At 67.2% G+C, this 12440-nt stretch carries 16 protein-coding genes and 1 pseudogene; 12 read left to right on the top strand and 5 right to left on the bottom strand.

What is annotated here, in order from left to right; genetic code table 11:
- The first annotated feature begins 122 nt into the window (after positions 1-122).
- The 4 genes and pseudogenes from T333_RS22655 to T333_RS22640 all read left to right on the top strand — a co-directional run.
- Positions 123-449, top strand: a complete 327-nt coding sequence (locus T333_RS22655) for a DUF8820 family protein (RefSeq protein WP_355003701.1) — start codon at positions 123-125, stop codon at positions 447-449.
- A 24-nt stretch (positions 450-473) separates the two neighbouring features.
- Entirely contained in the window at positions 474-1502 is a 1029-nt protein-coding gene (locus T333_RS22650; RefSeq protein ID WP_496425745.1) for a DUF6745 domain-containing protein, read from the top strand.
- 122 nt (positions 1503-1624) lie between these two features.
- Positions 1625-2056 (top strand): hypothetical protein, encoded by a 432-nt coding sequence (locus tag T333_RS22645; RefSeq protein ID WP_496425744.1) that lies wholly within the window; start codon positions 1625-1627, stop codon positions 2054-2056.
- A gap of 171 nt (positions 2057-2227) precedes the next feature.
- Positions 2228-2406, top strand: a pseudogene (locus tag T333_RS22640) (MBL fold metallo-hydrolase); the annotation flags it as partial.
- Positions 2407-2477: 71 nt separating this feature from the next.
- Here the strand turns inward: T333_RS22640 and T333_RS22635 are convergent.
- Positions 2478-3395 carry a class I adenylate-forming enzyme family protein gene (locus T333_RS22635; RefSeq protein ID WP_496425743.1) on the bottom strand — a complete coding sequence of 306 codons (918 nt, stop codon included), beginning with the start codon at positions 3393-3395 and terminating at the stop codon, positions 2478-2480.
- Positions 3396-3575: 180 nt separating this feature from the next.
- On the opposite strand from T333_RS22635, the gene T333_RS22630 reads away from it, so the two are divergent.
- Together T333_RS22630 and T333_RS22625 are read left to right on the top strand one after the other, a co-directional pair.
- Positions 3576-4892, top strand: a complete 1317-nt coding sequence (locus tag T333_RS22630; protein WP_496425742.1) for a PucR family transcriptional regulator — start codon at positions 3576-3578, stop codon at positions 4890-4892.
- 264 nt (positions 4893-5156) lie between these two features.
- Entirely contained in the window at positions 5157-5576 is a 420-nt protein-coding gene (locus tag T333_RS22625; RefSeq protein WP_496425741.1) for a hypothetical protein, read from the top strand.
- A 63-nt stretch (positions 5577-5639) separates the two neighbouring features.
- On the opposite strand, the gene T333_RS22620 is transcribed toward T333_RS22625, so the two are convergent.
- The 3 genes from T333_RS22620 to T333_RS22610 all read right to left on the bottom strand — a co-directional run bounded on the left by T333_RS22620 (position 5640) and on the right by T333_RS22610 (position 7538).
- Positions 5640-6251, bottom strand: a complete 612-nt coding sequence (locus T333_RS22620; RefSeq protein WP_496425740.1) for a vitamin K epoxide reductase family protein — start codon at positions 6249-6251, stop codon at positions 5640-5642.
- On the bottom strand, positions 6238-7197 hold the full coding sequence (locus T333_RS22615; protein WP_496425739.1) for an acyl-ACP desaturase: 960 nt from the start codon (positions 7195-7197) through the stop codon (positions 6238-6240). Before T333_RS22615 ends, T333_RS22620 begins: the two co-directional genes overlap by 14 nt.
- 155 nt (positions 7198-7352) lie before the next feature.
- Positions 7353-7538, bottom strand: a complete 186-nt coding sequence (locus T333_RS22610; RefSeq protein ID WP_496425738.1) for a hypothetical protein — start codon at positions 7536-7538, stop codon at positions 7353-7355.
- 123 nt (positions 7539-7661) lie between these two features.
- On the opposite strand from T333_RS22610, the gene T333_RS22605 reads away from it, so the two are divergent.
- The 3 genes from T333_RS22605 (at position 7662) to T333_RS22595 (ending at position 10117) form a co-directional block, all read left to right on the top strand.
- Positions 7662-8189, top strand: coding sequence for a flavodoxin family protein (locus T333_RS22605; protein WP_355003710.1), 528 nt, complete (start codon positions 7662-7664; stop codon positions 8187-8189).
- Positions 8190-8211: 22 nt separating this feature from the next.
- Positions 8212-9090: a DUF302 domain-containing protein gene (locus T333_RS22600; protein ID WP_496425737.1), complete on the top strand. Its 879-nt coding sequence runs from the start codon at positions 8212-8214 to the stop codon at positions 9088-9090.
- Positions 9091-9295: 205 nt separating this feature from the next.
- Positions 9296-10117 (top strand): Acg family FMN-binding oxidoreductase, encoded by an 822-nt coding sequence (locus T333_RS22595; RefSeq protein WP_496425736.1) that lies wholly within the window; start codon positions 9296-9298, stop codon positions 10115-10117.
- Here the strand turns inward: T333_RS22595 and T333_RS22590 are convergent.
- A complete protein-coding gene (locus T333_RS22590; RefSeq protein ID WP_496425735.1) occupies positions 10061-10564 on the bottom strand; it encodes a hypothetical protein in 504 nt (167 codons plus the stop codon). The genes T333_RS22595 and T333_RS22590 overlap by 57 nt on opposite strands.
- A 133-nt stretch (positions 10565-10697) precedes the next feature.
- Here T333_RS22590 and T333_RS22585 point away from each other — a divergent pair, with 133 nt between their 5' ends.
- The 3 genes from T333_RS22585 (at position 10698) to T333_RS22575 (ending at position 12287) form a co-directional block, all read left to right on the top strand.
- Positions 10698-10991, top strand: a complete 294-nt coding sequence (locus T333_RS22585; protein WP_496425734.1) for a hypothetical protein — start codon at positions 10698-10700, stop codon at positions 10989-10991.
- Between the two features lie 65 nt (positions 10992-11056).
- A complete protein-coding gene (locus tag T333_RS22580) occupies positions 11057-11752 on the top strand; it encodes a hypothetical protein (RefSeq protein WP_496425733.1) in 696 nt (231 codons plus the stop codon).
- 139 nt (positions 11753-11891) lie between these two features.
- A complete protein-coding gene (locus T333_RS22575) occupies positions 11892-12287 on the top strand; it encodes a sigma 54 modulation/S30EA ribosomal C-terminal domain-containing protein (RefSeq protein WP_496425732.1) in 396 nt (131 codons plus the stop codon).
- The last annotated feature ends 153 nt before the right edge of the window (positions 12288-12440 follow it).

Genomic DNA, 12440 nt, shown 5'->3' with positions numbered 1-12440 from the left:
TCGTCACGAGGTTTCTACCAAGCCGCACCGACACCGCAGCGAGCCGGGCAGTTTGTCGGTGCCCGCCGCTACGGTCTGCGGGGTGAACGGCGCCGGACTCGCGCCGGGACGGGAGGAACTTCATGTATCGGCAAGGCGATGTCCTGATCGCACCCCTCGCGGAAACGGCTGTACCGCAGGAACTTCTGCACGCCCCTTCGGTGGCGCGTGACCCACGCGGGCGGTTGGTGCTCGCGCTGGGTGAGGTCACCGGGCACGCGCACGCCGTGCAGGGGCCGGGCAAGCTGATCCGCGAATCCGGTGCGACGGGACCGATGCTGCTGCATCTACCCGAGGGCGGACGCGTCGTCCACGAGGAACATGCGGCGATCACCTTGCCGAAGGGGTGGTTCCGGGTGGTGCGCCAGCGAGAATACGTGCCCGGCTCGGTCCGCATTGTCGCGGACTGACACGACGAAGGCGAAAGATATTCGATGACAACAGGATTCAGCGAATACGCGACAAAGCGCGACGAATGGCGTTCGGTGTCGGCGGCCACCGGGCCGGGGAACCGGACGGTGACCGAGGAGGCGGTGCGGGCGGCCTACCGGCAGGCCGGGCTCGATACGCCGGAAACCATCGTGTGGGCACGCTCTCCCCTGGAGGCGGTGCGAATTCTGCGGGCCGCGCGCGACATCGGCGCATCGGTGCGCGAGGCGCTGCGCAACGTCCCGCTGGCGGCCGAACGCGCACGCGTCGACGCCGAACTCGGCCCCACGGGTTTCAGTGCGCACTGGCGCGAGACCGGCGCGGATCTCTGGGAGCAGACCGCCACCATGGTCGACCGAATCCGAGCCGGTGTCATCGAGGAGGTGGCCGGTAATCGCAAGGAGCAGACCGCGATTCGCCTGCTGCTGCTCGATGCCGTCCTCGGTCAGCACGACGCCGCGTGGCTGTCGGCGTATGGCACCGAGCCCGGTGAGCCGTTGGCAGCGGCGGCGAGCATCGCCCGCGAAGCCGGCTGGTGGTGGCCCTACGAGAAGATCGCGGTGATCAGCGAGCGGCCTACCGCACTGCACCGCGACGAAGCGGGACGGCTCGACAATGGTGACGGCCCAGCCCTCGCCTACGCCGACGGATTCGCCCTGTTCGCCTGGCGCGGCATGCCGATTCCGGCCGAATTCCTCGACGATCTGCGCGCACTGACGGCCGAGCGCATCCGCGACGAGGAGAACGCCGAACTGCGCCGAGTGATGCTCGAGTACTACGGCTACGACCGCTACCTCGACGAATCCGGTGCGCGACCGATCCACCGTGACGAGACCGGCGTGCTCTGGCGGATCGAACTCGACGGCGACGAGGACGTGGTGATGGTGGAGGTGATCAACTCGACGCCAGAACCCGACGGCACCAGTCGCACCTACTGGCTGCGGGTGCCGCCGGATACCGAGACCGCGCGCGCCGGCGTCGCGTGGACCTTCGGACTCAGCGCCGAGGAGTACGAGCCCCTCCGGCAGACGTAGAACACCTCGGTCCGGGAACCGAGGGCCCCGGAGAAACGCAACCCATTCGCAATCGAAGCCCGTCACCGCGCGGCCCGCGGCTCGATCGCCCGGAAAGTATCAGGCGCGCTTAGGATCTCAGCATGCCGTATGCGCTGTACGCCTGGGGGAACTTCATCGATGAGGTCGGCCTGGACCGCGATCCGGGCTGGCTCGACCCGGCACTGCTGCGCGGCGAGCGCGATGTGGTGAGCGACTTTTTGATGATCGGGGACACCGAGACGCTGCGGGTGGACGGGCCGGGGACGATCTTCGAGGTCGACGGGGAGCTGGTCGACGGGCGCGATCTGGTGGGACGCGATCTGGGCAGTGCCGACTGGCGGGTGGAGCACATCCTGGTGCGGACGAACGGGACCAGGGAGGACGCGCTGCGGATCATGGCGGTGGTCGAGGAGGACGGCGACTACGCGATCGACGATGCACCGGAGGCGAACCCGATCGGACTCGGCGAGGTCGTGACCACCTGGGCGGACCAGCACGGACAGTGGGATCTAGCCCTCGTCCGCCTCGGATGATCGGCCCGCACGAACCAGCCCTGGACGGGTGTCGTGCCGCGTAGGACAGATCCGTGCGGGCTACCCCCGCAGGGATATGGTCGACGGGCTGCCGGGATCACGGTTCGCGGCTGCCCGGAGGCCGGTGATGGTGGCTATCTTGCCGCGCGGTTTGCCTGCGTCGACTCCTAGCTGCCGCCGGAGGCGCTCGAGTGGCCGCCCTGAACGTTGTCGTGGTTCGTAGCGGCGACCGGACCGAGCTCATCGACGCTGGGCTGGGCTTTCCCAGACTTCCAGCAAGCCGGGCGATTGGCCGTACGACTGCAGGCCGCCGAATCGACGCCGCATCCGTGACCGACGTAGTGCTCACCTGGAGAAGTACCGCCGTCGGCTGCGGCCGTTGCGTTCCAGCTGTCTGGGACATCTGACCCGACGGGTCGTATTATTTCGAAGGTGCTGTTGGGCAGATGGAGCGTGCTCGTGCAGGTACGTCGGTCAGTCCGTGGTCGTGGATGATCGGTATGCCGTAGCGGTGTTCGAACTTGGTCCGCAGTTCGACGCCGGCTCGCGCGGCGCCGCAGATGGCGAACCGCACGGACGAGGTGTTCGGCTGTATCTCGGCGGGCAGATCGGACAGCTGTGAGTACATGATCGGGTCGGCGGTGAAGTAGGTGGCCCTGCTGCATTCGATCCGGGCGAAGAACGTGGTGGGACTGAATGGGCCGGCGACGGTGGTGCGACCACCGGCGAGCAGTGGTGACACGGCGCCCACCGCGATGCCGTTGACATGGAACAGCGGCAGGATCGACAGGCTGTGGTCGGTGTCGGTGAGTGTGAAGATCTCGATCGCCAATCGGCACAGGGCGTTGAGGTTCAGGTGGTCGAGCGTCACGACCTTCGGATCCCCGGCGGCGTTGCCGGTGTGGATGAGTAGTGCCGGTGCGTCGTCCCGAGCCTGGGCGGGCTTGGCGGTGTCGGACTGTGCTGTGGTGAGCCGGTCTGCGGGTATCACGGTTCGGACCGGAAAGGCGTAGGCAGGTTCGTCTACGGCGATGAGGACCTTGGCGCTCGTGCAGGCCATTCGGCGGCTGGCGTCTTCGGCGGGCAGCGCGGGGTCTATGGGTGTGGCAATGGCACCCAGGCGCCAGGTGGCGAACAGGGATACGACGAGCGCGGCTGTGTTGGGCAGCATGATCGCGACGACGTCGCCGGTCGAGACTCCCGCGGCGCGCAGGGATGTGGTGGCCCGCCGGACGGCGGTCAGGAATTCGGTGTTGTTCAGGTCGGCGTTGTCATCGGCGACGGCAGCGGCGTGTGGCGCGGTGGCGGCACGGCAATCCGGGAGGGTCGCGAGGTTCATGGTCGTTCCTCGGGATGGGGTGTCGGAATGGCGCCAACGGTAGGAGTACCGGGGTCGCTCGACACCGTCGTGCGTGGATGAACTTCGCGGCATCTGTTGTCGCTCGAGGACAAGCCGACGCCTTGATCTGCCCGGTGTCGATCGCGACGTAACGCCTCTTCATGGCGGCGCGGTGCCGATGTGGGGTGGGCGGAGATTAGGGTTGAGAGCGTGACCACCGCGCGTCACGACGATGTCGATACAGACCGCTTCATCGCGGCGATAGCCGCCCGGATGAACGACCGGGTGACCGATGTCAGCGCGGTCATCTGCGCCTACCTGCAAGACGGCATCACCGAGCTTCGCGGCAATCCGCGCACCGCTGATCTGCTCGCCGCCAGCGTCGAATCCAACGTCGCCACCATTCTGCGCGCCTTGCGCTACGACCTTCCCTCCGCGGATGTCCGGGCTCCGCTTGCCGCCGTGGAGTTCGCCAGACGCCTGGCCCAGCACGGGGTACCGGTCAATGCCCTTATCCGCGCCTACCGGCTCGGGCAGCGGCGCATGACCGAGCTGATCTTCGCGGAACTGCAGATACTGGCCATTCCCCCGGCCGAGCGGATCCGCGTGATCGAACGCATCACCGTGACTCTGTTCGACTTCAGCGACCGCATCACCGAACAGGTCGTGGCGATCTACGGCGACGAGCGGGAGCGCTGGATGGAAAGCCAGAACAGCGTCCGAGCGGTGCGGGTTCGCGAGGTACTCGATGGCCGCAAGAGCGTCGATGTCGAAGCGGTGACCGAGGCGATCCGGTATCCGCTGCGCTGGCAACACCTGGCGCTCGTGCTGTGGTACCCCGAGGCTGAGACCGACAGCGATGCGATACCGCGCCTGCAGCGGTTCGTCCGCGAACTCGGGGACGCGGTTGCCGTCGCGTCCAGCCCGCTGGTCGTCGCCGCGGATCAGGTCAGCGTCTGGGCCTGGCTGCCGTACCGGACCGCGCCGGGAGACCTGGTCGCCGATGTACGCACATTCGTGACCGCCCACCGCGACCACCCGAACGTTGCGATCGGCACCATAGCCGCGGGAATCGACGGCTTCCGCAACTCCCATCACAGCGCCCGGCGCGCGTGTTCCGTCGCCCTGGCACGCGAACAGTCCTCGTCCATCGTCGTCGCCGCCGACGACCCCGGTCTGATGACTGCCGCACTACTGGGCGGCGCCGTCGCCGAGACCCGCGACTGGGTGCGCGAGGTGCTCGGCAACCTGGCCGGTGACGACGAGCACGACGAACGCCTGCGTGACACCCTGCGGATATTCCTGGGTACCGGATCCAGCTACAAAGCCGCCGCTACCGAGCTGAATCTGCATGCCAACTCCGTCAAATACCGGATCGGACGCGCCGTCGCCCGACGCGGGCGACCGATCGGCGCGGACCGGCTCGACGTCGAACTCGCGCTGCTGGCGTGCCATTGGTACGGCCCGGCTGTTCTGTGGCCGGACCCGAACCAGTAGGGCGCCCATCGGCGAGCGGCCGTCCCCGCATAGTCAGGTCGGGTACATCACAACACCGAGCTCGGACTCCGCGGTCTCGACATAGAAGGCAGGGGTCGGCGAGAACGGAGCGCCTGGGTCATGCGGAATGGCGGAAGACGACGCCGCGAGCCCGACCACCCCGGCGGCGGTCACCACTGCGATCACACCGACACGGGCCGAAAAGGACCCGGCCGGGGCGGCGCGTACACCTACGATTGGATCGAGAACCTGCTCGGGTTGGACATGCACAGCGCCGACACGATCCTGCCGCAGTACCAGAACCTCAGCGTCGGAGAGAGCCTGCCGCTCAGTCCGCGTGGACCGCGGATGCGGGTCGCGGTCTGTGACCGGCCGCGCGCCCTGGTATTCGCTTCCGCGGACGGCAACTGGGTATGGGCCTTCGGCCTGTACCCCGATCCAGCAGGCACGCGGCTGGTCAGCCGCAACAGGATCACCACTGCGGCGCGCATCGCCCGAGAAGCGGTGCGTGTCGCTCACCAAGCCGGTCCTCGTCGGCGTCGACGGCAGCGAAACAGCGTGCCCCCAGTGGAATACGCGTTCGAACAAGCCGCGCGCCGCAAAGTCGAGCTGGTGGCTTTGCATGCCTGGAGCGACCTGCTGCACGTGGTCGACTGCCCGATGGTCGTGGTGCGTCAGCGCTGAAGCTCGCGCACTCGGGAGTGGCAGAAGCCTGCGGGCTCTGCCACTCACCACCGGAATGAAGAACTAGATCAGCGACAACCAGTAGTCCTGGAATCGCAGGAACACCAGCAGCACCACCACCGCGTAGAACAGCGCCGCGACCGTCCACCGCCACTCCACGAGCACCCCGACAAGGCCGTGCGAGCGCCCCCGCAGCTGATCGGTGATCACCACGAGCAGCGGAGGCAGTGTCGCCCACACCACCATGCAATAGGGGCACAGCGCGCCGATCCGGTACAGCGTCTGGAAGATGAACCAGCAAACGAACCCGACACCTGTCGCGGCGCCCAGCCACAGCCCGATCCAGATCCAACGCGGCAACCGCACTCCGGCCACGGCGAGCACGCCGAGGGTGACCACCACCGAGAACCCCACCACCCCGGCGATCGGGTTGGGAAAGCCGAACACCGCAGCTTGCTGGGTCTGCATGACCGATCCGCAGGACAGGATCGGGTTGATGCTGCACGACGGGGTATAGCCCGGATCGGTGAACAGCCTGAACCGTTCGATGGTCAATGTCACCGACGCCAGCCAACCGATCAGCCCAGCGATCAACACAACCCAGGCGGTTCGGGGCGCGGTCACGCGGCTGTGCGCTACCGCCTGCTGCTCGACCGCTGGGTCAGACGCGAGCACGTTCACGGGCCAGCGCTCGATCTCGTTGTTCCTCGAATTTGGGGATCTGCACGTGCTCGACATTCTCGAGGAAGGCCGCGAGCCGTTCCCGGACCTTTTCCCCACGGGCGCTGAAATCGTTGCGACCGAAGATGTTCCACTGGCGCAGGACAGGATTCAGGACTTCCTCGAGATGCTGACGCAGGTCGTAGACTCCGTGCTTGGCCATGAGCACACCGTTGCGACGGAAGTTCGGCATCCCCGCACCGGGCATCCGAAAGTTCTCCACGACGTTGTCGATGGCCTCGATCGCCTGATCCGGAACCAGATCCAGCGCCGCGCCGCAGACGGTGCGGTAGAAGATCATGTGCAGGTTCTCGTCGGCGGCGATGCGCTGCAGTATCTTGTCCGCGATCGGGTCGTTGCACACCTTTCCGGTGTTGCGATGGGTGACCCTGGTGGCCAACTCCTGGAAACTGACGTAGGCGACCGAATGCAGAAACCCGGCGCCACTGTCGACGTCGACATCGGAGACGCCCGCGGAGAAACCGTTGGTCATGTGAATCATTCGCGTCTTCTCCAACGCGACCGGATCCACACCGCGGGTCACCACCAGGTAGTCGCGAATGACAACGCTGTGCCGCATTTCCTCCGCGGTCCAACGCCCCACCCAAGTACCCCACGCGCCGTCCTGGGAGAAGTTCTCGGCGATCTCCCGGTGATAGGACGGCAGATTGTCCTCGGTCAACAAGTTCGTGATCATCGCGGCCTTCGCGACGTCGCTGAGCGCGGATTGTTCTGGGGACCAATCGATTCCGCCGAGCATGGCGAAGTTGCGGCCCTCTTCCCAGGGCACATAGTCGTGCGGCTGCCAGTCCTTGGCCCTGGCCAAGTGCTGGTTCACGCAGGCCTCGGCGACGGATTCGAGCTCGGTCAGAATCTCGCGTTGGGTCAGATCACGAAGCAATGTCGTTGTCTACCTTTCCTTCTCGATGCCGATTTCGCTCCCGGCGAACCCCAGCTATGGCACCACTGCCACGCGCAGGCCATAAGGGCCGAAAGCCTCATCACCGCAGGACCAATGGGCATTGATACGCACAAATCGGATTCGGCTGTCGGGGCTTACCGATCGCGGACGACGCTCGAGGGGACGTCGACCGAGTACAGCAGGGCGTTGCCGGTGGAGCCCAGCAGCCCGGACGCCGACTCGCGGTCGGCGTCCCACCCGCCACCCGGTAGCGACAGGCTGCTGGTGTCGACGCAGGCGTGCAGGGCGATGAGCTCGACCTTGCGGCGAGGGCCTGACACGCACCCGGGTCGACGACGAAAGTCCCCTGCTTCGGTGTCGGTTCGGCCCTGCCTCGCCGGGCACCGCGGGCCGTAGCGTCGATATCGACAGCCGCATGGCAAGGCGTCGTGAAGGAGATCGTGATGAGAGTTCGTGTTGTCTACGAGTCGATGTTCGGCAACACCGCTGCCATCGCCGAGGCGATCGCGCAGGGTCTGAGCGAGTGCGCCACGGTCGAGCTACTCGACGTCACCACCGCCGCCCAGCTGCCCGAGCCGATGGTGGATTTGCTGGTGGTCGGCGGCCCGACCCACGTCTTCGGCCTCAGCCGGACCCGCACCCGCCGCGACGCCGCCACCCGCACCACCGCACCTGTCGCGGTGGAAACCGGGATCCGCGAATGGCTCGACAGCGCGCTGCCGGTTCCCGCGGGCGCCCGTGCGGCGGCGTTCGGCACCAAGGCCGCCCACCCGCGCTGGCTGACCGGCTCGGCGGCGCGCGGCATCGGACGGCGACTGCGCGGTCTGGGCTACCAACTCGTCGGTGAGCCCACCGACTTCTCGGTCGATGCGGTGACCGGACCGCTGACCGCGGGCGAACTGGCCCGGGCCCGCAAGTGGGCTCACGAACTCGCCCGCACCGAACTCGCCCGCATCGCCCACCAACGCTGAGCGAAAGGCATCCCCCAAGGCCATGTCCACCTCGTACCAGGTCTCGGTGGTCGAATCCGGTCCGCAGACGGTGCTGCAACTGCGCCGCACCATCCGCGCCGACCACGCCGGGGACGACATCGGCAGCGGGATGTCCGCGCTCTACGCTTTCGCCGCCGCGACCGGCCTGACGGCCTCGGGACCGCCGTCGACGACCTACCATGGCGACTTCCTCCCCGGAATCACCATCGAAGTCGATTTCGCGCTCCCGGTCGGCGCGAGCGACCCCTCGGGCACCGGCGAGGAACCAGCGATACGAGCCACCGAACCGGGCTGGTACGCGCGCACCGTCCACCGCGGCGGCTACCAGACGATCACCCACGCCTACCGTGCGCTCGAAGCCTGGCTCGGTGCGGCGAAGTACCGGCCGATCGGGCCGCCGACCGAGGTGTATCTGGTCGCGCCCGAGCAGGCGGTGACCGCCCACGATCTGGTCACCGAGATCCGAATCCCGGTCACTCCAACGGATTTGAGCGTGACCGTCGCGGCCTCGGTCGCCGACACCGTGCCACTGGTCCGCGAGGCGCTCATCGAACACGGCTTCCGCGTGCTCAACGAACTCGACGTATGCGCCACCGCGGCCGCCCGAAACCGCTGGCAGATCGAGGACTACGTGATCCTCGGCGCGTGCGATCCGGAGCTGATCGCGGCAGCGCTGAGCATCGACCGCCGTATCGGGCTGATGATGGGCTGCACCCTCCTCGTGCGCGCCGAGGGCGACTACAGCGTCGTCGAAGCAGCCGAGCCATGCACCGCGGTCGAGCAATCACAGCGGGCCGCATGGGAGCCCATCGCACGCCAGATCCGTCGGAGTCTGGCCGCCGTGTTGGCGCGGGTGCACGCGTCCCTACCGACCGGGTAGCAGTGCCCCCGCCGGGATCACCCCGAGATCAGGTCCGTGCACGATGACCAGCAGGTGGGCGAACCGGGCGCGGCTGTGCACCGATGTCCCGGCTGTATCGACACCGGAAGTCCGTTGATCAAGGGTCCTCGTGCCCTGCCCGCCGATGCCGCCGTGCGGGGATCGTGGAGGAAAGGCAATTCGACCGCGAAGGGCAACGACACCGATGGACGACCGCACACGCCCAGACGACGACACCGTCGCCACCGCCCTGGCCTTGGCGTTGCGGGCCCCGTCGCGGTGCAATATGCAGCCGTGGCGCTGGCAGATCACCCCGGACAGCATGCACCTGTACCTGGATCGGACGCGATCGCTCACCGTCGCCGCGGGCGATCAGCGTGATGTGCTGCTCGGCTGCGGAGCAGCATTACACCACCTCTCGGTGGCCTTCGCCGCGCTCGGCTGGGCGACGATCGTGCACCGGCTGCCGAACCCGGACAATCCCGACCATCTCGCCGGCATCGCGACGATCGCACGGCGACCCACCACCCAAGACATCGCCATGAGCGCCGCGATCACCCGCCGTCGCAGCGACCGGAGACACTACAGCGATTGGACCGCCCCACCCGGCTACCTCGGGCTGTTGACCGAGCGAGCCGCCGCCTTGGGCGCGCTGATTCGCCCGCTCCATGACCGCGACGGCGACCGGCTGACATCCGGGACCCCGGCCGACGAGACCGCAGAGGCCGACCACGCCGACCTGCTGCTGGTGGCTACCCCCAACGATGACCGACTCGCCCACCTGCGTGCCGGCGAGGCGATGAGCGCGGTGCTGTTGACCGCGACCAACATCGGACTGGCCACCTGCCCGCTCTCGGCGCCACTCGACAGCGCCGACCAACGCCTTCGGCTGCGACGCGAGGTCCTCGACGACACCGCCCACCCCCAAGTCATCCTGCGAGTCGGTCGAGCTCCCGATACCCCAGACCTGTCACCGCGTTCCCCGCGCCGCGCACTTGCCGAGACACTCTCCCCTATCCACGCCTGACACCATTGCCGCGCGGCTCACCTTCGACGAGCACGGGTCGCCGATCGGCCGGATCGGACCCGGCCTCGCAGAATACACTTCGAGTCGGTTCACGCTTTCGATCAGTCGCTTCAAATCGTCTGGAGTGCCACCCCGCTCGCGGACGTCGAGTTCTCCCTGCACTCGCTGCGTTGCCTCGAAGTAGTCGATGATCGCGGACTTCAGCTCTTCTCGGTGGGCGAGGCGGCTTTCCGCCAGAAACTCGAGCTTCGCCTGGCGCGCCGAACTTCGTTGCACCAGTAGCGTGGTCGATGCGCCGAGACCCGCGCCGAGCAAGGGCATCAGACCCGTCACCAACATCGAAATCACACCTGATGACATCTGCATTCTCCTGATCGGCAGACCATGCGGATCGTCATTGCGAGCAACCTCAGCAGCAACCCTGACGAGATCGCTGCCGACCGGCACAAAACGGACGTTGGTCGCGCCTAGCGGGGACCAAGGACCCTGCTGGGGATTTCGTCTCGGCGGGCATGGTGAATACGGGCCGCGGTACCTCCCCGGCCACGGCCCGCTTCAACCCCCACCGAAGGAAAACATCGTGAGCGACAAGACATCCGGCCAGCCCTACCACGCCAAGCCGGGAGAAAGCCTCGCCGACATCTACAACATCCCCGGCATCGTGCTGTTCATCGCCGGAGTGGCGAGCCTGGCATCCACACTCACCGCGGCCGGATCCGGATCCACCGAATGGGTCGCCCTCGGCGCCACCGCCACCGCGCTGAGCTTCATCACCAGTGTCGCCGTGTTCTGGCTCGAACACGAACGCTTGCGCCGCCTCGCCCAAATCCCCATCTCGGTTTCGACCGAATCACAACCACAGACTCCCGAGTGAAACCCGCTCGCCGGAGGATCGGACACCTGACGGGAGGCACGATCATGCGATGGACCATTCCGTTATTGGCGACGAGCGCAGCAGCTTTGGTGCTGCGGCATCGGATGCTGCGCTGGGGCGCCACGGCGGCGGAGGCGGCCGCCCGATATCCCGGTGACACGCTGGTGCCTGAGCCCACGGATCGCTCCACCATGGCCACGACGTTCGAGGCACCGCCGGAGGCCGTGTGGCGCTGGCTGGTTCAGATGGGGCGCGACCGTGCCGGCTGGTACAGCTGGGATCGTCTCGACAACGGTGGCTGGCCGAGCGCGACGCGGATAGTGCCGCAGTGGCAGGAGCTTCGCGTGGGCGATCGGATCAACGCGACCGCCGATGGACGCACCTATTTCACGGTCGCGATCATCGATCGCCCGACGACGCTGGTGTTGCGCAGCGATCTCACATTGCCCGAAGGCCGCCCCTTCGACCCGCGCGGACCGCTCCCCCGGATGTTCGCCCAAGGCGTGTGGGGTTTCCACCTGACCGAACTACCCGGCGGACGCACTCGCTTGGTGGTGCGCACCGTCGGACGCGATGCACCGCGTCCGTTGACGGCGGTCGCCGACTTCCTCTTCGGCCAGCCCGCCCACCTGATCATGCAAGCGCGGCAATTCGCCAACCTGCGCCGCCGCATCGACGCCGCTGAGACCACGCAGAACCACAGCGGCGCCCTCTCCGATTTCGACCCAGCTCCGCTGGAGTCAGGTCGCTACGGAGGGTGACTGCCGGAAAGACCTTGGTCCCGGCCTCGAAAGGAGCCCGGCCTCTATCCGGCCTGGCCGACGCCCTCGAGCTGCCCCTGTTGATCGCGGTCCCCGTGTGCGCCCCCACGGATGGTGACACGGTGGCGCCGCGGACTGCTTGTTGCCTCGCGGCAACGACGCCACTGAGCAGCGACAGATCGTGCGGCGAAAGTCCTACGCGCTCATCGGTGAAACCTGCGACGAGGCCATCTTCGACATGGAGGTCATGGACTACCGCTTCCACCTGTTCACCGAATCCGGCACCGACGCCGACAGCGTGCTCTACCGCGTGGGCGACCACGGTTACCGGCTCGCGCAGCTGGATCCACATCCGGAGTCCGTGGCTTGTACCGCTGTGCCGTTCACCGTGAGCCCGATACCGGCACCGGCGCTGGAAGTCGAAGACGCTATCGCTCGTCTCGAGCTGGCCGGCCTGCCGTTCGTCTTCTTCCGCGACCGAGCATCGACCGGGGCAATGTGCTTTATCACCGCTGCGACGGCGACTACGGACTGATCACACCGCCGACACAGCAGTAGCGAGCCCCTCGAGGAAGCGCCGACGCGTGAACGGCGCACCAATCGCACGTGCTCAGCGCGTTGGGCGAAGCAAGGCTACGACGGTGACGTCGTCATCGGTGCCGACCTGCAAACCATCACCATCCGCTAG

Source organism: Nocardia sp. CNS-044, from assembly GCF_059570515.1.
The sequence above is the reverse complement of the archived record's forward strand: the minus strand, read 5'-3'. Positions and strand labels throughout refer to the sequence as shown.